This is a genomic window from Prosthecobacter sp. (assembly GCF_029946185.1).
Classification (GTDB): domain Bacteria; phylum Verrucomicrobiota; class Verrucomicrobiia; order Verrucomicrobiales; family Verrucomicrobiaceae; genus Prosthecobacter.
The window spans coordinates 1-18,749 of the sequence record NZ_JAQSEA010000175.1; the positions used below are offsets into that span (position 1 = coordinate 1).

General features: G+C 59.2%; 19 protein-coding genes. 8 read left to right on the forward strand and 11 right to left on the reverse strand.

The genetic code is table 11. The features are described 5' to 3' along the window. Positions 1-250: 250 nt before the first annotated feature. Positions 251-1,309 carry a hypothetical protein gene (locus tag PSV43_RS15245; protein WP_300198988.1) on the forward strand — a complete coding sequence of 353 codons (1,059 nt, stop codon included), beginning with the start codon at positions 251-253 and terminating at the stop codon, positions 1,307-1,309. Positions 1,310-1,917: 608 nt separating this feature from the next. Continuing rightward, a complete protein-coding gene (locus PSV43_RS15250) occupies positions 1,918-2,454 on the forward strand; it encodes a hypothetical protein (protein WP_300198992.1) in 537 nt (178 codons plus the stop codon). Positions 2,455-2,540: 86 nt separating this feature from the next. On the opposite strand, the gene nth is transcribed toward PSV43_RS15250, so the two are convergent. From nth to PSV43_RS15290, 8 genes are all read right to left on the reverse strand, one after another. Beyond that, positions 2,541-3,194 carry an endonuclease III gene (gene nth, locus PSV43_RS15255; protein WP_300198995.1) on the reverse strand — a complete coding sequence of 218 codons (654 nt, stop codon included), beginning with the start codon at positions 3,192-3,194 and terminating at the stop codon, positions 2,541-2,543. An 18-nt stretch (positions 3,195-3,212) separates the two neighbouring features. After that, positions 3,213-3,692: a 3D domain-containing protein gene (locus PSV43_RS15260; RefSeq protein ID WP_300198998.1), complete on the reverse strand. Its 480-nt coding sequence runs from the start codon at positions 3,690-3,692 to the stop codon at positions 3,213-3,215. Positions 3,693-3,894: 202 nt separating this feature from the next. Beyond that, positions 3,895-4,332: a thioredoxin family protein gene (locus tag PSV43_RS15265; RefSeq protein WP_300199000.1), complete on the reverse strand. Its 438-nt coding sequence runs from the start codon at positions 4,330-4,332 to the stop codon at positions 3,895-3,897. Between the two features lie 62 nt (positions 4,333-4,394). After that, complete coding sequence (locus PSV43_RS15270) at positions 4,395-5,090, reverse strand: CDP-alcohol phosphatidyltransferase family protein (RefSeq protein ID WP_300199003.1); 696 nt, start codon at positions 5,088-5,090, stop codon at positions 4,395-4,397. A 24-nt stretch (positions 5,091-5,114) separates the two neighbouring features. Further along, entirely contained in the window at positions 5,115-5,615 is a 501-nt protein-coding gene (locus PSV43_RS15275) for a hypothetical protein (RefSeq protein WP_300199006.1), read from the reverse strand. 45 nt (positions 5,616-5,660) lie between these two features. After that, positions 5,661-7,001 carry an MFS transporter gene (locus PSV43_RS15280; RefSeq protein WP_300199009.1) on the reverse strand — a complete coding sequence of 447 codons (1,341 nt, stop codon included), beginning with the start codon at positions 6,999-7,001 and terminating at the stop codon, positions 5,661-5,663. Positions 7,002-7,062: 61 nt separating this feature from the next. Beyond that, positions 7,063-7,707 carry a DUF2490 domain-containing protein gene (locus PSV43_RS15285; protein WP_300199012.1) on the reverse strand — a complete coding sequence of 215 codons (645 nt, stop codon included), beginning with the start codon at positions 7,705-7,707 and terminating at the stop codon, positions 7,063-7,065. Positions 7,708-7,713: 6 nt separating this feature from the next. Then, on the reverse strand, positions 7,714-8,088 hold the full coding sequence (locus tag PSV43_RS15290) for a group 1 truncated hemoglobin (protein WP_300199015.1): 375 nt from the start codon (positions 8,086-8,088) through the stop codon (positions 7,714-7,716). Between the two features lie 154 nt (positions 8,089-8,242). On the opposite strand from PSV43_RS15290, the gene PSV43_RS15295 reads away from it, so the two are divergent. The 4 genes from PSV43_RS15295 to PSV43_RS15310 all read left to right on the forward strand — a co-directional run bounded on the left by PSV43_RS15295 (position 8,243) and on the right by PSV43_RS15310 (position 13,330). Continuing rightward, entirely contained in the window at positions 8,243-9,910 is a 1,668-nt protein-coding gene (locus PSV43_RS15295) for a putative transporter (RefSeq protein WP_300199018.1), read from the forward strand. Between the two features lie 75 nt (positions 9,911-9,985). Beyond that, complete coding sequence (locus PSV43_RS15300) at positions 9,986-10,930, forward strand: tetratricopeptide repeat protein (RefSeq protein ID WP_300199021.1); 945 nt, start codon at positions 9,986-9,988, stop codon at positions 10,928-10,930. Between the two features lie 135 nt (positions 10,931-11,065). Beyond that, complete coding sequence (locus PSV43_RS15305; protein ID WP_300199024.1) at positions 11,066-11,443, forward strand: BlaI/MecI/CopY family transcriptional regulator; 378 nt, start codon at positions 11,066-11,068, stop codon at positions 11,441-11,443. Positions 11,444-11,455: 12 nt separating this feature from the next. Continuing rightward, positions 11,456-13,330 (forward strand): M56 family metallopeptidase, encoded by a 1,875-nt coding sequence (locus tag PSV43_RS15310; RefSeq protein WP_300199027.1) that lies wholly within the window; start codon positions 11,456-11,458, stop codon positions 13,328-13,330. 218 nt (positions 13,331-13,548) lie between these two features. Here PSV43_RS15310 and surE read toward each other — a convergent pair whose 3' ends face one another. Together surE and PSV43_RS15320 are read right to left on the reverse strand one after the other, a co-directional pair. Continuing rightward, positions 13,549-14,238 (reverse strand): 5'/3'-nucleotidase SurE, encoded by a 690-nt coding sequence (gene surE, locus PSV43_RS15315; RefSeq protein WP_300199030.1) that lies wholly within the window; start codon positions 14,236-14,238, stop codon positions 13,549-13,551. 4 nt (positions 14,239-14,242) lie between these two features. Continuing rightward, complete coding sequence (locus PSV43_RS15320; protein ID WP_300199033.1) at positions 14,243-15,229, reverse strand: 2-enoyl thioester reductase domain-containing protein; 987 nt, start codon at positions 15,227-15,229, stop codon at positions 14,243-14,245. A gap of 173 nt (positions 15,230-15,402) precedes the next feature. On the opposite strand from PSV43_RS15320, the gene PSV43_RS15325 reads away from it, so the two are divergent. Together PSV43_RS15325 and PSV43_RS15330 are read left to right on the forward strand one after the other, a co-directional pair. Further along, positions 15,403-15,696, forward strand: a complete 294-nt coding sequence (locus tag PSV43_RS15325) for a hypothetical protein (RefSeq protein ID WP_300199035.1) — start codon at positions 15,403-15,405, stop codon at positions 15,694-15,696. Between the two features lie 5 nt (positions 15,697-15,701). Then, positions 15,702-16,085 carry a type II toxin-antitoxin system VapC family toxin gene (locus PSV43_RS15330; protein WP_300199038.1) on the forward strand — a complete coding sequence of 128 codons (384 nt, stop codon included), beginning with the start codon at positions 15,702-15,704 and terminating at the stop codon, positions 16,083-16,085. Positions 16,086-16,098: 13 nt separating this feature from the next. Here the strand turns inward: PSV43_RS15330 and PSV43_RS15335 are convergent, their stop codons facing one another. Next, complete coding sequence (locus tag PSV43_RS15335; protein WP_300199041.1) at positions 16,099-18,618, reverse strand: right-handed parallel beta-helix repeat-containing protein; 2,520 nt, start codon at positions 18,616-18,618, stop codon at positions 16,099-16,101. Positions 18,619-18,749 lie beyond the last annotated feature (131 nt).

Consider the following 18,749-nt stretch of genomic DNA (forward strand, 5'->3'; position numbering starts at 1 on the left):
CGCGGACGACCTGCTGCGGACTCAAGTCCGCGCTCCGTGACACTTTTCGGCTTCGCCAGTGAATGGATGATTTCCTCGACCTCCGCCTTAATCAAGTGCCAAGGTGCCTGCCGTACGCTGTCTGACGGGCGGGCTGTCGCCACACCCATCTTACTGCCACGTGGCAGGCGCCGGACCAAAAATATCTCGATTCGCCAACAAGCCGTATCATTTGTCAGCAGTCATTTTTCAGCGCGCCACCTTAAACACCATGCGACTTGCCACATTCATCCTCGCCCTCGGCACGAGTGCTGCCTGCGCCTGCACCATCCCGGTCTTCCGCTTTGCGCTGGACCGCTGGGAGGCGGACAAATTTCATCTGGTGCTGCCATCTGCGGTGGCCCAGGCTCCGGAGATTCAAGATCTGCTGCGGCCGCTGCGTGCCAATGGCAAAGCCAACCTCGACTTTACCACCGCGACTGATGCGACGCAGAAGGACGCCATCCTGCGCTATTCACGCGCCAGCGACAAACAGGTGTGGTCGGGCAAACTGGATGCGGACACGCTTGCTGCCGTGCTGGATTCGCCCGCACGCAAGAAATTGGTCGAGCGGTTGCTGGCGGGGGATTCCATCATCTGGGTGATCGCCGACAGCGGGTCGCCGGTCGATGTACTGGAAGTGGAGCGCATCGAGAAGCGGCTCAAGTTTCTGGAGCAGGTGGCCTCTCTGCCGATCCAGGACCCCGATGATCCCGACAGCCAGCTCGGCCCCGGACCGCCGCTGAGGCTGAAGTTCACCACCCTCAGGCTGCGGCGCAGTGACCCCGCCGAGCGCATGCTGCTGCACATGCTCGCCGGACCGCAGGGGAAATTTGACCCCACCACCACCAGTTTTGCCAGTGCGGTGTTTGGCCGGGGCAGGGTGCTGGGAGCCTGGCCGCTCGACGTTCTGGATGATGCGTCGCTGGAAGACGCCAGCATGTTCCTGGTGGGCCGCTGTGGCTGCCGCCTGAAAAACGAAAGCCCAGGCTGGGACATCCTGCTCAATCTCGATTGGGAAAAAGCGCTGCCCGCCGCAGCAACAGCCGCCGCTGCGGCGACAGCCCCACCCACAGCGGTCACCGATCCCACACCGGTGGCCCTTGAGACGCCCAGCCCACCACCCTCTCAACTCCGGGCAACGATCGACCCCACCACCGCTCCTGAAGTGCTGAAAATCAGTCCTGAAGAGCCCGAACAACCCGCCACTGGTAACAAATGGCCGCTGATGGTGGGCTTGGCAGCAGGACTGGTCCTGCTTGCACTGATCCCGCGCTGGTTGAGAAAGTAGCTCGGGACTACAGCTCCGCGTTTGGGGAGGGAGGGCGTGCGCATTGACCGCCGGCTAGCCATTTCACGCTTCGTTCTTCGGGAATGACTTTCAGAAGTCCTCTGAAGAGCCGTAAAAAGACGGCCAAAGCGGCAGTCACACCCTGAAATCAGCGGTCACTGTAGCGAGTGGATTGAATGGAAGTCTCAAAACTGAAAAAAAGATTTGCTGAATCCATGAATTTAAGGGAATATTTAAGTTATCTAAATAATCAATAGATGCCCCCACTTCTCATGAAAAGGACCTTATTTTACGCTTTCAGCGCCGGCGTTGTCTTTTGCCAAGCTGCTGTCGGGCAGACTGGATATGGCGTGATGGGGGTTCCTCCTGCTGGTTATGGTACACCCCCTCCTGGCTACGGCACACCGCCGAACGTACCTGCCTATCCCAACTCGCTGCCGCCTTCTACCGTTTCGTCAAATGTGACGGCTCCACCTGCGTACGCTGATCCTTATGCACCTGCGCCGCAGCCAGGGCAGGTGTCGTCGTATGCTCCGCAGGGAGTCAGTAATTACAGTTCTGGGCCAACCGGCTCGTCCAATTATGGGGCTCAGCCAACCGGCCCTAGCATGGTCAATTTCAGCAACTTGGAGGCCTACTATCGCTACGTCGCCCCCAAGGCCAGTAGTTTGTCCGGGGCAAACACCATCGGCGCGACGCTGACAGTGGCTCTCTTCGATCCGCTCTATTTGAAATTCGGTGCCTCATGGGGCAGTGGTGGCGGTGGCAGTGTGGCGGGAGCCGCGAAGGCAGATTACGACTTCGCCAGCATTCAGGCGGGGGTTGGTTTCCACACCTCTTTGATCAATCAAAAGCTCACTTTTGTGGCTGAGGCCGGTCTTATGTACGCCAGTTTAAAAGCTCAGGACACTTCCGTGAGCTTCAGTGACGGCTCCATTTATGTGCGTCCTGCTTTGAGATATACCCCTCTAGACTGGCTGGAATTGCAAGCTGGCGTGACGGTGAGCAGCGCAGACAAATACGACAGCAAGATGGTCGATTTGACCTCCTACTTCCGTGTCCTGCCAATGTTTGACATCGGTCTAGGTGGTGACTTTGGCAATACGACCCGGGCCTTCCGCACCAGTCTGCGTTTGCGCTGGTAGTTCTGTAAAGTACTCCCGAGCTTTAGCTCGTTCTGGAACAAGTGTCGCGTTACCCATGAATGAGCAACCGCTCATGAATGCTTCCCTCAAGCCTTCTTGGTGATGACAGGCTTTCGGCGCTTGGCAAAGCAGGTGCGGCAGATTTCGCACACCGTGCCATCACACCCACGGGCGCTGCAGAACTCCCGGCCATAGAAGATGATCTGGAGATGCAGCTTGTTCCACGATTCCTCGGGAAACAAACGCTTCAAATCTCGCTCGGTCTGAATAACCGATTTGCCATCAGTCAAAGCCCAGCGCTGGGCGAGGCGGTGGATGTGGGTGTCCACCGGAAAAGAAGGGATGCCAAAGGCCTGCGCCATCACCACTTGAGCGGTTTTATGACCCACCCCTGGGAGCCGTTCCAAGGCCTCCAGGCAGGCTGGCACCCGCCCTTGGTGCTCTGCCATCAGAATGGCGGAAAGCTGTTTGATGGCCCGCGCTTTCTGCGGGCCCAGTCCGCAGGGACGGACAATCGCTTCGATTTGATCCAGAGGCGCAGCAGCCAGCGCTTTCGGCGTGCGGCCAAGACGAAACAGGGCGGGGGTCACCTGATTGACGCGCACATCCGTGCACTGCGCGGAAAGCAAGACTGCCACCAGCAGGGTGAAAGGATCTTCATGATCCAGTGGGATAGGCGGGGAAGGGTACAACTCTCCCAAACGACTCCGAACGAAATCCGCACGCTCCTGCTTGGTCACCGAGTGTGAAATCTGCGGTTAAGAGCTTCTTTCAATGCGCCCCACCATGCGGCGAATGTGCTCATAGCGCATACGCTCTTTCATGATGGCCAGGCTCTTGGAAAACGATCCCCACTTGATCACGCGGATATTTACATTGCGCACTCCCCACGCATTCATGGTGGCCTTGTCAGGCTTGTAGAGATCGATGGTGTTGGTGCCAACCAGGGCGGAACCATAATCATCGACCTGATAAACGTACGGCATGCCTTCAATCTGGAAAATCGTGCCGACAGGATACACCGACCAGTCGGCTGCCGCGCTGCGAACGTTCCCAAACTTGAGCTGAGTTCCGACTGCCGTCTTGGCACCGTAAATGATGTGGTCTGACTCGCCATGGGTGTAGGCGGTGGTTCGGACCGAGGTGATGCGAGTACTGCTTTTAAAGGGCCCGGAAGAAGAGCAGGAGGCCAAAAGACAGGCGCAGAAAATGGGGAGAAGGCGGGTATAGAGGCGCATTGTTATTAGCAATATGCTGATTATTAACTTTCCTTTTACACCTTCTATTGTGGGGTAAATCGAGTTTGAAATCAATCTTTGATTTTCAGACCCTTTTTGACAGGCCCTCCCACCCCCCGGAAAACAGGGGTTGCAAAGGGAGACCTGACAGCCTCCCCCAATCGCTTTTGCCCCCATTTGCGACGGTCGCTGCCGGTCAAATCTAGCCTTTTTTGGTCGATGCCTGCTTCTTCAGGACCGAGGTCAGTTTTTCGGCAAAATCTTTGGGCGTGGCGACATCCTTCAGTTCGTCCAGCGTCGTCTTGCCGTCGGCGTCGAGGAAGAAGAGGCTGGGAATGCTCTCCACCTGATAGGTTTTCGCGAGCTTGCCGTTCGTTTCATCGTCGATGTCCAGATAGGCCCAGTTGAATTTGTCCTGCAAGGGCTGCACCACGCTGCTGGGGTAAACGTCCTTTTTCATGGACTGGCAGGGGCCGCACCAGGAGGCCGAAAAGACAAGGATGACGGGCTTGCCGTTTTCTTTGGCCTCTTTCAGCGCCCCGGCTGCGGAGGTGAAAAACTTCGGACTGCCTGCGGGAAAGTCAGACGCATGGAGACTGATCGAGAATAAGAGAGTGAGGAGAAGCAGGGCTTGTTTCATAGGTTTGGGTCGGATGATTTGGACGTACGCCAAGGTCGATTTATTTCAGCCTTAATTCGACCTCATGGAGTGGGCTTCTCGCCCGAACGCAGCGCCTGGGCCATCACGGCCAGTCGCCGCCAGCAGGTCCAGACCCCGCCGATAAAAATCAGCGTCAGCGCCAGCAGGATGCCCCAGCGCTCTTGCCCGGTCAGGTGCTGGATCATCTCGATCAGCAGCCCGCCGCACAGCACCGCCATGCGGTGTTGCTTCGCCATGGGTCCTTGGAAGTCGTGTTTGCCGGTCAGGGCCGCACCCAGCACGCGGAGGTAGGCCGTCCACACCGACGTCACCGCGCAGCACCACCCCAGCGGAATGACTTGAAAAAGCTTCACCACCCCGGGATCTCCCGCGCCGCTGTAGCCCGCACCGACCATGATCAGCACATCCGCTACGCGGTCCGGTGCATCGTTATAAATCGCACCCACAGGTGAGCCTTTGCCGCCTTCCACCGCCACCATGCCGTCCATCAAATTGCACACCAGCCGCATTTGAATGCAGACAAAGGCTCCCAGCCACGCCGTGAGAATGCCAGCGTTGCTGGATTGATCTCCGGCGACCATGAAGCAGGCCATCGCGCCACCAGCAAAGAGCACGCTCAGCAGCGAAATCGCATTCGGTGTCAGACCGGACCGCGCCAGCCAACCGGCCAGCGCATGAGCCCAGCGAGTATCGCGGGATTTTAAACTGCGGCGTGATGCCAGATGTTCTTCGGGCACGCCCATAGGGTGTCGAGATCGAGTTTAGCGTGCCGTTGACTTCCAGCTCACCACCCGCCCGCCGACAAAATCCGCCACTCCGGCGGTGTAGGGGATGTAGGTCACCGAGGTGCCGCTGCCCCACATGGGATAGCCGCCATAGCCGTAGGGCCCGAATCCTCCGAATCCCCCAAGCCCACCGTAGCCGTAACCACCATATCCAAAGCCGCCGTAACCGAAGCCCATGTTCATGTTCATCGTACGGATGGGGCGCTGCCCTTCATAAGTCCAGTTCTCGCTCTGCCTTCCACGATTGATGCCGACTGAGACGGTGTCAGGACGTCCCCAGGCAAGGAAGACCGCATCGCGTGTCATGCCCTCACGGATCAAGCCATTGGAAATGAGCTGGCGGTCTTTGGCGCTCAGCTTGGAAAACATCTGCGGGTTTTTCTCGATCCGCGTCTGCGGTGAGGAGGAGGAACACTGGACGAAAAAGAAGGCCGCGATCACGGTCAGACAAATGCGAAAAAGTGATGGGGCTTTCATGATGTGTGCAGCTTGCGGTTAGCGAGAGGGGTTGTCGAATTGAACTTAGTGACCCGCAGATGGTACGTTTCGTTCATCTTTACGGTTGGAAAAAACGCGCAGCAGCATCCAGCCACCCGCCAGCAGGAGGGTGCCGGCAAACCACCACGGCCACAGTTTGAGTGCTGCTGCAAAGACACGCGGATCGTCCGCGCTCAGGTGCAAATGTTCGCCCACCCACGTGGTCTGCCAGCCGAAGAGCAGCGTGAGGATCCCGTAGGCCAGATTGATCGTCAGTCCGCGAAAGCTCAGTGCGGTGGCGCGTTGCTCTGAGTCCACGATCTCATTGAGATAATGCGACAGGAAGAACTGGAGAAAGCGCATGCCTAGGAACAGCGGCATGACCATGGCGATGCCAGCCCAGCCCGGCTGCGGATGCGCCGCTGCCATCAAGCCGCCGAACACCACGAGGCCCAGCCAGGTGAAATTCTGCCGCGCGGTCATGACCTTGGCGCTCTTTTCCATCAGGCTCGCGGTCACCAGCCCCAGCAGGGATACCGCGGTGCCGATCACACCATACCAGCCTTCTTCGATGCCCACGAGTCGGTAGAAATTGCTGGCCACCGTCAGGAAGAGGCGAATCACACTGTCAAAGACCAGCCCGAAGAGGATCAGCGCAAAGGCGGCCTTCGTGCGCCATATCCAGCCGCCTGTTTGCAGGATGGAGACCCAGGTCTCACGGATGCTCTGCAACAGCGAGGTCTTGGGCGCAGGCTGGCGCACCTCGGTCATTCGCAGGCTCACCACCAGACAGGCTAGCGCCGTGCCCAGGCCGAGCAGCAGCGGCAGTTTCATGGCCACCGCCTTTGGCACCGTCACATCCAGTCCTGTCCAATGCAGTGCAGCCGTCAAACTGTGCGCATCATACAGCACGGATCCGGTGATGGATGACACCACAAAACCCAGCGCCATACCGCGTGAGAGTCTGGCCATGATCTGCGGCCACAGAATCGTGCGTTCCGCAACCGGCAGTGAGTCATAGGTCAGCGCTTCATCCGCCCCGCTTGCACAGGCCTCAGCAGCACCGCTGAGCACGCGGTTCGCGACAAACAGCCAGAAGACAAGGTCATGGTGACCAGGCTGCATGAGGCAAAGGACCGCCATCTCCAGCACCATCAGCACGCCTGCTGCCACCACCAGCGGCCTGCGGCCAAAGCGATCCGCCAGCGCCCCGGAGGGCACTTCCAGCACCACGCTGGTCAGCGCCCATACGACATTCAACGCCGCGAACTCACCGATGTTCAGCCCCAGATCGAGGAAAAGAATCGTGAACACCGGGTAGTAAAACCGGCAGTTGAAGAGGATGCGGAACCAGACAAACAGGCGTGCATTGGAATGCTCAGGCATAGGTCTTCTCTACGCTGCAAATCACGACCTGGACAAGCAAAGCCATGATTTCATTCCGGCGCTAAAATCTCACCCGCAGGTAGGTGATCAGGATGGACTCATGCTTCCACATCGTTTTGGCGCGTTTGGAGTCGATCATGTAGGAGATGTCTAAATCCGTCGAGCTGTTGAGTTTAAACGTCAGCCCCAGTGGAACAACGCGGTTCTCCGTGTGCTGGTTGAGGTGCAGGTCCATGAGCCACTCATTGCTCGCAAAGATCCGTGTCAGCGGCCCGAGCGGCTGGGGAAACGTGTAGGAGATCTGCAGGCGGTGGCGGGTGCGGCTGGTGGTGAATGCCTGCCCTTCGTTCTCACGCCATTCCATGCGGTTGCGCCAGTCCAGACGCAGGTGCTCGGTCAGGTCATAGCGCGGATTGATTTCCAGCTCCGGCCGTAGCTGCCCGGAGTAGGTGTTTTTGGCGACGTTCTCGATCCTGAGCATCGAGAGCCCCAGCCCGAATTCCAGCCACTTGAAGGCGGCATATTTCACGCGCGGGCTCACGATCTGCACCCAGGAGCCGTCAACCTCGTCGGCAAAGTTTCCCAGAAACACACTGCCGGTCCATGGCGGTTTACGGTAAAGATCCAGCGTGCTCCACGCCCACCACTCGTCAGCGTGGAGGAGTGGGGCCGTCAGCAGGCAGAGCGATAGCAGCAGCCGGCGCATCTGGGCTCAGTATGATACACCCACAATCTCATTGGTCACGGCATTGATCCGCTGAATGACCTCATCCGTCTCCTCCTGTGTCACGCCCATGTCGAGAAGGGTTTCGACCAGATGTCTGGTGAAGAGTGCGAAGTGATGCCTCGAGATGCCGCGCCCATGGTGGGCATGCGCCAGCGGCCGGCCGCTGTAGGTGATGGGTCCGCCGGTGGCCATCACAAAGAACTCGCGCTGCATGGTGTGCAGTTTTTCCAGTTCGGTGTGTTTGAAAAAAGGCCCGAGTTCTGGATCTGCCAGCACGCGAACATAAAAGGCGGGAATGAGGGCGGTGATCATTGCTTCGCCGCCGAGACGTTCATATAGAGAAGGGGAGTTTGGCTTCATGCTATTCGATAAAGCACGAACAGCGCCTCGTGCCGGGGCAAAGGCTCCGCTAACAATCCTGGCGCAGCGAATGCCAGCAGGCGCATGATGCGCACACAAAAATGGCACACAAACTCATTGCGCCTCTGGCACCAAACATGCCTATGAGGAAGCAATGTCATTTCTTCAGCAACTGCATCTGGACAACCCCGTCGCCTACGACCTGCTCATCTTCAGCCTCGTCATTCTCGGTGGCATCGGCCTGGGTAATGTTCGTTTCTGGGGCGTCAAGCTGGGGACTGCGGGAGTGCTGTTTGTCGGTCTGGCGGCAGCGCATTTTGGACTGCGTCCTGAAACGGAAGTGGCGCACTTTTTGAAGGAGTTCGGGCTTGTTCTCTTTGTGTTTGCGCTCGGCATGCAGATGGGGCCGGGCTTCTTCGCCTCGCTGCGGCGTCAGGGACGCATGCTGAATACCTACGCCTTCGTACTGGTGGTTTTGGGGGCCGTTGTGGCCTTGGCGGGAGGTTGGATGTTCGGCATGCCGCTCCCGGCGGTGGCGGGCTTGTTTGCCGGCGCCACCACGAACACGCCTGCCCTCGGGGCTGCGCAACAGGCGCTCGCTTCGGCCCATGTTGACCCGGCGCTGGTCACGCTGCCGGCACTTTCCTATGCGGCGGCTTATCCGATGGCTATTGTAGGAATCATTCTTTCACTCATCATTCTGCGCATCTTCTTCAAGGTGGATGTGGACGAGGAGGTGGAGCTGTTTCGGCGGGCGCAGGGCGCAGGCATTGAGCCGCTGCAACGCATGAACCTGCGGGTGGAGAACCCGAACCTCGAAGGTGTCAGCATCGCCAGCGTGCCTGGTGTCCAGGAAACCAGCGTGATCATCTCGCGATATCGACCCGCCTTAGGTGGAGAGGTTGTTGCCGCCAAGCCGGAAACGAAACTGCAGGTTGGCGATGTGATCATGGCTGTCGGCACGCAGGCGCATTTGGACCAGTTCCGTCTCGTCATCGGCAGTGTGAGCACAGAAAATCTGATGAAAGCTCCCGGCAGGATCACTTACCGCCGCGTGGTGCTCACCAACAAACGCCTGCTCGGGAAAAGGGTGCGAGAACTGGGCCTCGATCACTTCCATGGCGTCGCAGTTACTCGTGTGAGCCGTGGCGATTTGATCTTCACCGCGCTGCCCGATTTGCGACTTCAGTTTGGCGACATGCTCCAGCTCGTGGGAGATGAAGACTCTCTGAATGCCGCCACGCAAAGGCTTGGCAATGCGGTGCAGATGCTGCAGGAGACCAAGTTTGCCGCCATCTTTGCGGGCATCCTTCTCGGAGTGCTGCTGGGGCTCTATCCCATTCGCATTGAAGGCCTGCCTGCGCCGGTGCGCCTCGGGCTTGCTGGCGGTCCGCTCATCGTGGCCATCCTGATGAGTCATCTCGGGCGTCTGGGCCCGATGGTGATGCACATGCCCATCAATGCAAACCGCGCCCTGCGTGAACTCGGTATCATCCTGTTTTTGGCCAATGTCGGGCTGCTGTCCGGTGAGCATTTTGTCTCCACCGTTTTCTCGATGCAGGGCCTGCAATGGGTGCTGCTCGGGATTCTTGTGACCATGCTGCCGTTGCTCATCGTGGGCTATATCGCGCGCAAAGTTCACCGCGTGAACTTCATGACGCTCTGCGGTTTGCTCTCCGGTGGCATGACTGATCCTCCCGCGCTCGCCTTTGCCACCACCATGGCACGCTGCGACTCACCCGCAGTGGCCTACGCCACGGTGTATCCGCTTACCATGCTGCTGCGTATTGTCGCGGCGCAGGTGATTGCCCAGCTCGCCTGAGGGGGGGGCGTTTCGTGCAACACGCCGCCGAAAACACAAGACATCCGGCGCACTTGGCGTTCCTTGCACCCTGCCATGAAGTCAACCATCGTCGCTTTCCATCTTGCTGTACTCCTGTCGGGCTCTGCCGTTTTGTTTTCTGCGGAGACACCACCGCCCGCTGACGCCAAACTGCCGGAAAATCTGCCGCCGGAACTCAAGGAGCAGGCACTCCAGTTCAAGAAGCAGCAGGCGTCCGTGCGTGAGTTCATGCAGGCGGGCAAATACGCGGAGGCCGAGAAGGTGCTGCGCGCGCTGATCGAAAGTTTCAAGGGCTACTTCGGTCCTGGCAATGCACTGCTGCCGGAGTGTCAGGGGGCGCTGGGCACCTGCCTGCGCGCGCAGGGAAGGCTGGCGGAGGCGGAGCCAGAATTTCGCGCTTCCTGGGAGGGACATGTGAAGTACTCTGGGGCGGAAAAGCCGGAGACACTGCGCATGCACAATGCTCTGGCGGAGACTCTGCACCAGGAAGGAAAGTACGCGGAGGCGGAGAAGGAAACCCGTGCAGTGGTCCAGTCGATGACCAAGGTGTACGGTGCCGAACATCCCGCGACTCTGCTGAACCGGACCAATCTCGCCGTGGTGCTCGGTGATGAGAAAAAGCATGCTGAGGCGGAGAAGGAACTGCAGGAGATCGTCAAGATATCCGTCCGCGTGCTCGGCATTGACAAGCAGCCAACCCTCATGGCCCGGGGGGCTCTGGCGGTGACTCTGCGCGAGCTAGGCAGACTTGCGGAGGCCGAGAAGGAGTTTCGCGCCGTACTGCTGTTCATGGACCTCAATCCCGGAGAGGACCATGTGGACACACTGACCTTCCGCTATCACTTCGCCCTTTGCCTGACGCTGGAAAAGAAATACGCCGAGGCGAAAAAGGAAGCCGAGGCGGGACTGGCGACGGCGAAGAACAAACTGGGCACGGATCATCCCAACACGAAAGAACTGCAGCAGCTGGTCACCAGCCTGCAAAACGCTCCCAAGTGAGCGGCGTCAAACGAGCCGCAGAGGCTGTGCGGCGCTGCTGCTGAAGCGGGCGCGAAATGAATGAAAAGATCAATGTGCTAATAATTTAGCATATTGGGCTTGTATGACTGCAGCATCGTGTGCTAATAATTTAGCATGTCTGAAAAAGCCAGCCAGTTAAGCCGACGCGAGCGCCAGATCATGGACATCATCTACGCGAAGGGTGAGGCGACCGCTTCAGAGGTCGCGAGTGGAATGACCGATGCACCCAGCTACTCCACCGTGCGTGCACTGCTGCGCATTCTGGAAGAGAAGGGGACGCTGAAGCACCGCGAAGACGGCAAGCGCTACGTCTTCCTACCCACCGAGCCCGTGCAGAAGGCCAGCCGCTCCGCGCTCAAGAACATCGTGAACACGTTCTTTGAAGGTTCGCTGGTCAACGCCGTCGCCGCGCTGGTGGACGGACGCGAGAAAATTTCGCCCGAGGAAATCCAACGCCTCGAGTCCATCATCAAACAGGCCAAGAATCGTTAACCCAACCAAGTTATGAATCCATTGCTGTTCCATGTCATCGATCTGCTGGCGAAGAGCGCTGGCATCGTCCTCCTCGCCTTCGCCACGCTGAGCCTCTGGCGCAGTGCCTCTGCTGCGCAGCGCTGTGCGGTCTGGCTTGCGGCATTCTTCGTTTTACTCCTGCTGCCATTCACGGCGCTGTGGCAGCCGTTGTGGTCCATCGACTTTGCGCAGCAGTCCGTGGCCCCGCAGGCCGCGCTGCCGCAACTCAGCCCCGTCATTGTTCAGACGGCTGCAAGCTCCGCCGCAGCCGAGCCGCAGCCCTGGCTGCCAGCCTTCAGCATGACGCAGTGGTTTGCCTTCGTGTGGCTGGCAGGGGTTGCCGGGTTGCTGGCCCACCGTGCGCTCGGCAGCCTGCAGCTGCGTCGATTGAAGTCGCAGAGCCATGCGGTGCAGGACGCCCGCGTGCTGGACGCTACCGCACGTGTGGCAGCCGCTCTCGGCCTGCGGCGTGGCATCGCCCTGCGAAGCAGTTCGGGCGTCAGTGTGCCGCTGACCTGGGGCTTTATCCAGCCTGTGCTGCTGCTGCCATCCAGTGCGCAGGAGTGGGACGCGGCAAGCCTGGAGGCTGCGCTGCGGCATGAGATGGGGCACATCCGCCACTGCGATGCGCTCACACGTTTGATCACCACTTTCATCACCGCGTTTTACTGGCCAAATGTGCTCGTCTGGCTTGCCGCCAAAGCGTGGCGCACAGCACAGGAGCAGGCGGCGGATGATCTCGTCATGAGCGGGGGTGCCGTGGCGGAAAATTATGCGCTGCAACTGCTGGAGGCCGCACGCGGTGTGCAGGCCGCCGGTGGGCTGCGTGCTCCAGCCATGGCCATGGCCCAGCCTTCCACGTTGGAGACCCGCCTCTCTGCCATCATGGACGGCACGCGGAACCGCAGCGCCTACAGCCTGCGTGGAGCAGTCGCAGGGCTGGTTTTATCCTGCGCAGTAATGGCTCTTTGCGCCACAGCGCAACTGCGTGCAGTGGACGAAAAGCCTGCTCAAACTGTGGGCGCTAAAGGCGGGCAGAAGGCCAAGGCCGACAAGCTTATCGTTCCCAAGATGGTCGTTAAAGCAGCCAGCCTGCAGCAGGCCGTCGCCTTCCTGCAGCAGCAGTCCGTTGCCCTGGACCCGGATCATGTGGGGCTGAACATCATGATCCAAGATCCCGACTATCACAAGGGCGTGGAGATCAGTCTCGACCTAACAACTGTGCCCATCACGGAGGCCCTGCGCTATGTGGCCTCATTGAGCGAACGAGTGGTGCTGTATGAGCCTTATGCCATCCTCATCAGTCCGAAGACGGCTGTGGGAGCCATGGTAACACGCAGCTACAAACTGCCCGCCAGTACTCTTGCAAAGATCGGCAAGCCCAGCGAGTGGCTGATCGCTCAGGGTATTGTGTTTGGGGACGGAGCCACTGCGGCGGTCGTGGCCGAAGGATCGCAGCTCCTGGTCAGAAATACTCAAGCGCAGCAGGATCTGGTAGAGTCCATTGTCAGCCGGATTGCTGACGGAGGCGTGGGGGCCGCCACCGCTGCTGAACCACCGGCCAAGCCGCTTAATTTCTTGGAGAAAAAAGCCGCCGCCATCATCATCCCGACGGTACAGTTTCGAGGTGCTACGGTGGTGGAGGCTGTCGAATTCCTGCGTGTGAAGGCGAAGGATTTTGATCCGGACAAGAAGGGCGTGAGCATCCTGATCAGAGCCGACGAAATCCCGCAGAATGCCCTGATCACGCTGGATCTGAAAGACGTGCCGCTGATCGAAGCGCTCCGCTACACCGCCGAACTGGCGGGGATGACTCTGGTGGCGGAGCCGTATGCTTTCACTCTCAGGGCGAAGGCCGCCAAGTAATGGACTGTGGGACGGGTGTGGCGACAGCCCAACCGTCCGCCAGCGTGCGGCAACACTGTGGCGTGGGAGCATCCTCGCAGTCGGTCGGTTTGGCGAAGAGCGGGGTGGAACATGGGAGTGTCCTCGACGCCAAACACAACCGACCTACGGCGCAAGTGCCGCGCTATCCGAGAACAGATCTAATGAATGCGGTCTGCTTTCAACAACGAGCCTTCCACTCAAACTCGCAGCAGTGACACGGAAACCTTGCCTCCAAAGCAGGTTTCCACATCGGAGCCCGGATCACGCGGACGCGAGGCATAAGAAGCGCTGTAAGCATAGCCCTCTGCCTCTTTGCGGTAGCTCACCTGCAACGGCGAGCGTGCCGGTTGGCAATGGATGCGTGGTGGCAGGGTGTTGTGCCCGGCTGGCAGATGCGGCAGATTGATGTTCCAGAAGGCGCTGTGCGGATGATCCTGCGCCTGGGTTTCCCGCACGATCTCAGAAATCCATGCGGACGTACGCTGCCAGTCCACGGCAAGTTCGCGGATCAGGTAATGCGAAAGTGCCATGGCGCGGATGCCATGATACGCCGCCTCCCGCGCAGCGGCCACGGTGCCGGAGATGACGACGTCCTGCCCCATGTTGCCACCGGCATTCACGCCGGAAAGCACCAGGTCTGGCTTCACATCGAGAGCAAATAAAGCGAGCCGCACGCAGTCCGCCGGGGTGCCGTGAACGGCATGGCGGTTCACTCCCAGCGTCTCTACTTTGAGATGCTGATGCGTCGTCACACGGTGCCCGCACTGGCTGTGCTCCATAGCGGGCGCCACCACGGTGAACTGCCAGCCAAGCTGTTGCATCGCGCTTTCCAAAGCCTGCAATCCGGGGGCGGAAATGCCGTCGTCGTTGGTGAGAAGGACGTGCATTGGCTTACGCGAGATCAAGGATCACTTTGCCGCCGCGTGAGCCTTCCTGCGCACGCGTGATCGCCCGGTTGAATTCGGCCAGCGGCACGATTTCATCGATGGCCGTCACCAGTTCACCCGATTGAGTGAGAGTGGTGAGAGGTTCGAGCACTTCGTAGAGTTCAGCCGTGCTGGCTTTCTCAAACCACTTGGTGATCCACAGGCCGTGAAGCTGCAGGTTTTTAAAGATGAGAAACTTGTTCGGTACCTTGAGGCTGCGGCGGCTCATGGCTCCGTACGTGACGAGGATGCCTTCGGGGCTGAGCAGATCCATCAGATGAATCGCGCTGTCACCGCCCACAGCATTCGTGGCCAGCATCACCGGCTCATCACCGATTAACTGTTTGGCTTCAGCGACGCCTTCGTCGGTGTCGAGCATCACAAGGTCGGCACCCAGTACTTTCAATTCATCAAACAACTCGGTGCGGCGCACAAAATTGATCGTGCGTAGTCCGAAGTGATGCGCGATTTGGATGAACGCGCGGCCCACGCCGGAGTTCGCCGCGTTCTGTGCCACCCACGCACCCTTTGGCAGATCGGTGTAGTGTTTCAGCAACGCCCAAGCCGTGACCGGATTGATGCGCAGCATGCTCGCCTGCACCGCATCGATCTGCGACGGCACCTTGGCAAAGTGATGCTCCGCCGCCGTGAGATGCTGCGTCCAGCAACCGGTGCCCACCAGCGAGATGACCACATCGCCCTTCGCGAGCGATGTTACCGCACTGCCGACTTCCTCCACCTCTCCACAGCCCTCATGCCCCGGAATGCACGGGGGATGCGCCGCACGACCGTAGGTGCCTTCGATGAAATTCAGGTCCGCCGGATTCACCGGCGCATACCGCATGCGCACCCGCACCTCATGCCCCTCCGGCGGCGTCAGCGTGCGGTCGTGGAGCTTTAAAACTTCAGCAGGATTGCCGGTGCGGTCGAATTGGAGAAACTGGGACTTCATGAAAAAGAGGGATTACGTTCGAAAAGGGTAGGGGAGATCGGGTTTCCGCATTGTGGGAAGGAGAGGCGGAATGGCAAATGCGTGATCGAAGAGGCACGAACGCCAGGTGCGCGGGTGTTGGGCCTTCTCATTCACAAGCTTTACGACGGCAGCAATATCGCCTATTCTTTCAAATGAATACATTGGAAACCGATGTCGAAATCAGTGCCGATGGCAGCCTGAAGCTGCTTTCGCCACTGCCCGATTGGTTGAAGCCGGGACGCATGCATCTGCTGCTTTCAGTTCCCAATGGAGTGACGTCAAAGCCGAAGCGAGTGGTGCCGACCGCTCCCCCTGAAATGCTGGCCAAACGTGCGGAGGCTCTGGCTGGACTGCGCGCAATGGGAGGATTGAAAGACGTCATTCCTGACCCGGCAGCTTGGCAGCGTGAAGCCCGGGAGGACGTCATCCTTCCTGATCAGAAGTGATTCATATGATTTGCGACAGCAATATCGTCATCTATGCCGCCGAGCCTGGAGATACTCTTTGTCTGCCTTACGTGCAGAAAGCGGATGCCATGATCGCGAGTGTGACACGAATCGAAGTGCTTGGGTTTCCGAAGTTTGGAGAGCTCTCGCCGCAGCGACAAGTTCTGCTCCATGACCTTCTGGCGTCCACAACCGAGCTTGCGTTGGATGAAGAAATCATTCAGCAGACCATCCTGTTGCGTCAGCAAAAAAAGATGAAATTAGGGGATGCCATCATCGCCGCCACAGCGCTGGAGTATGGTGTGCCGCTCGTCACCCGAAACGAAGGTGATTTCAAAGACATTTCAGGTCTTGAGATCATCAATCCGTTCGCATCGGGTGGGCGGTAGAAGTTTCAGACTATCACTCCCGCACTCCAATCTCCTCCACCGGGATCTTCTTGAAGCCCAGCTTAAATGCGGGTGACTCCGGCTTGAGTCTGAAGTCGTCGTTCTTCCAGTCGATGAAGAGCGGATCGGCCACGAGGCTATGCTTGTCCCATCCGGCATTCTGCCACGCAGCCCACTCGTCCAGCGGTTCGGCTTCGGTGATGCGGACGTCGTCGATGAAGACCTGGCCCTTCGGTTCGTGGCAGTCGATGCGCAGCCAGAAGGCGGTCATCCACGGTTTCCATGTGGACTCGTTTTCGCGTGGCATGCGGCCGGTGGCTTCGACTTCCTTCCACTCGCTGGTGGCGGTGACGCTGGTGCCGCTGGCCTGCCAGTAGCCTTCGCCGTTTTTGAAGGAGGCAAAGGCGAGGCTGAGCTTGGCGGTGGGTTCGGTGGATTTGATGCGCATCTTCACGCGATAGGCTGCACCGGGCTTGATCGGCACATCGGGGCTGTGGAAGACGCTCTTCGGATTCTTGGGATCAGTGCCCAGCGCGCAGTCCACGCGAAGCGCGCCGTCGGCCACGACTAGCTGCACGTCTTTATTGGGCTTGTGGTTGAAGCCCCAGCCTTTGGGTGTTTTGCCGGGCGTGGCACTGTCGAAGGTTTCATTCACGATGGGCGCGCCTTTGTCCGGGCCGACTTGATTGATGCCGGTGACAATGGGGTGGCCGCTGTTCCACGCGATGTTGTAATCAATGGTGTTCCACTTCGGTGTGGCATTGCGGATGTCGCCGTATTTCACGCCGGGGGTGTCGCCAAACATGATGTTATGCTGGAAGCTGTTGCCGCTCATCATGGTGCCGTCTTCGCGGATGGCGTCTTTGGGGTGCAGGTCCATGTGGCGCATGTGCTTCCACGCGGGCAGACCTGCTACGGATTCGTAGCCTTTGATCATCGTTTCGAGATGGCTGGTGTAGAAGCGCTGCTCCTTCGTCCATCCATGAAGATCGAACTGAAACTTGCCGCCGAGGGCGAACACATTGTTCTCCACGATGCAGTCGCGCGAGTTGTGCATGTGGATGGGGGTGTGGGCCACGCGATAGACAATGTTGCCGATGATGTCGAGCCCGCCGCTGTTGTCGTCCGGGTAGAGGCCAAAGGTGAACCACGGGTGCTTCAGGCCGCCGGATTCCTGGCCGCAGCCGACGACGTCGTGGATCAAATTGTAGCGCCACTTGCTGCCTCGGCTGCTGATCCAGTCCCGCCCGCCGGTGTAGATGGCGCCGCCGTCCTGCGTTTCGAGGCAGAGGTGGTGCAGGTGGTTGTACTCCACGATGAGATTGTTTCCACTCATCTGCACGCCCATGCGCGGGCCATCGTGGATGTGGTTGTGCGCGGCGGTGTTGTCCACGCCATAGAGGCTGATGCCGCAGGCGTTCTTGTTGAACACACCCATGTGGTGGATGTGGTTGTCCACCGCGATGTGCCCCGGCCCGGTGAGCGTTTTGCGGTCGCCGCCGCTGAGGCCGATGCCGTTGCTGCCGGTGTAGCTGATTTCATTGCGCGAGAGGCACACGTTTTTGCCCTCGCTCACACCAATGCCGCTGCCGCTGAAGGCACCGACCTGCGTGATGACGCACTTCTCCACCAAGCAGTCCTCCGCACGCTCAAAGGTGATCGCTGAGGCGTGGCAGCCGGTGAGCGTAAGGCCGCGAATGACGATGTTCTTTGCGCCGGACTTTACTTTGAAGAAGCTCTCCAGCGTGGGCAGTCGAATATCTGCACCACTTTCTTGCGGTAGCCAAAAGTAGAGAAGGCCGGTGTGCTTGTCGTAAAACCACTCACCGGGTGCGTCGAGTTCTTCGAGGGCGTTTTGAAAATGGTAGCGGTTATGCGGGTGGAGGTCATAGCCGCAGTCCTTCTTCAGCGTGAGCATCCGTGTCTGCGGATCCAGCGAGACCACGGGCTCGACGAAATTCCACCAGCCGTATTGCGCGAAGATGTCCAGCTCCACATCCTCCGGATGCGCCCACTGGCGTACATCTTCGGGCTTCACATACAGCGTGCGTTTCCACAGGTGGCCCTCAGGTGCGCCTGCCGGTGGAAACTCCGCCACAAAGGCCCAGCCGCCGTAGAGTGGGTCCTTGGCATCGAAGTTCGGGTAGCGTGCCAGGATCTGCCGCTCGCCATTGCTGAGGAGTTGCTTGGGGATAAAACCCTTCGGCAGCAGCTTCGACACATCCGCCTTCATGATCTGGCCCTGATGCGGCTGCCAGCCGGTGACGAGCGGTGCGCCGACGAGCATGCTCTTCGTGCCGCTGATCGTGAGATTCGAATCCTGCGCTTCGAGCTGAATCGGCTGCGTTAGTTCGGTGATGCCCTCAGGCAGAAGAATCGTCGCCGGGGAGTGGTCCCCTGCTTTGCGCGCCTCACGCACTTGATCGAGAGCTTGGGGCAGCGAGAGGGCAGGGGAGACCTTCACCTCCAAAGCATGCGCAGTGGCAAGCAGGGACGCAGTGAAAGCGAAAAGCAGAGATCGAGTCGGCAACATGGTTGCAGAGCGATACGCCATGCCGCCCAGAGGGCAAATGCGTCTTGTGCGCGAATGTTGCAGCACGAAGCTCCTACTTCCTTGATCCCTTGACCTCCCCCCCATCTCCGCTTTACACCAGCCCATCTCTG

Bases quoted from the DNA above. Each gene is read 5' to 3' on its own strand.
- PSV43_RS15295 (WP_300199018.1), top strand. From the start codon at position 8,243: ATGTCATTTCTTCAGCAACTGCATCTGGACAACCCCGTCGCCTACGAC.
- PSV43_RS15250 (WP_300198992.1), top strand. From the start codon at position 1,918: ATGGTCAATTTCAGCAACTTGGAGGCCTACTATCGCTACGTCGCCCCC.
- surE (WP_300199030.1), bottom strand. From the start codon at position 14,238: ATGCACGTCCTTCTCACCAACGACGACGGCATTTCCGCCCCCGGATTG.
- PSV43_RS15300 (WP_300199021.1), top strand. From the start codon at position 9,986: ATGAAGTCAACCATCGTCGCTTTCCATCTTGCTGTACTCCTGTCGGGC.
- PSV43_RS15275 (WP_300199006.1), bottom strand. From the start codon at position 5,615: ATGAAAGCCCCATCACTTTTTCGCATTTGTCTGACCGTGATCGCGGCC.
- PSV43_RS15305 (WP_300199024.1), top strand. From the start codon at position 11,066: ATGTCTGAAAAAGCCAGCCAGTTAAGCCGACGCGAGCGCCAGATCATG.
- PSV43_RS15260 (WP_300198998.1), bottom strand. From the start codon at position 3,692: ATGCGCCTCTATACCCGCCTTCTCCCCATTTTCTGCGCCTGTCTTTTG.
- PSV43_RS15290 (WP_300199015.1), bottom strand. From the start codon at position 8,088: ATGAAGCCAAACTCCCCTTCTCTATATGAACGTCTCGGCGGCGAAGCA.
- PSV43_RS15325 (WP_300199035.1), top strand. From the start codon at position 15,403: ATGAATACATTGGAAACCGATGTCGAAATCAGTGCCGATGGCAGCCTG.
- PSV43_RS15285 (WP_300199012.1), bottom strand. From the start codon at position 7,707: ATGCGCCGGCTGCTGCTATCGCTCTGCCTGCTGACGGCCCCACTCCTC.
- PSV43_RS15280 (WP_300199009.1), bottom strand. From the start codon at position 7,001: ATGCCTGAGCATTCCAATGCACGCCTGTTTGTCTGGTTCCGCATCCTC.
- PSV43_RS15330 (WP_300199038.1), top strand. From the start codon at position 15,702: ATGATTTGCGACAGCAATATCGTCATCTATGCCGCCGAGCCTGGAGAT.
- PSV43_RS15245 (WP_300198988.1), top strand. From the start codon at position 251: ATGCGACTTGCCACATTCATCCTCGCCCTCGGCACGAGTGCTGCCTGC.
- PSV43_RS15335 (WP_300199041.1), bottom strand. From the start codon at position 18,618: ATGTTGCCGACTCGATCTCTGCTTTTCGCTTTCACTGCGTCCCTGCTT.
- PSV43_RS15310 (WP_300199027.1), top strand. From the start codon at position 11,456: ATGAATCCATTGCTGTTCCATGTCATCGATCTGCTGGCGAAGAGCGCT.
- PSV43_RS15320 (WP_300199033.1), bottom strand. From the start codon at position 15,229: ATGAAGTCCCAGTTTCTCCAATTCGACCGCACCGGCAATCCTGCTGAA.
- PSV43_RS15265 (WP_300199000.1), bottom strand. From the start codon at position 4,332: ATGAAACAAGCCCTGCTTCTCCTCACTCTCTTATTCTCGATCAGTCTC.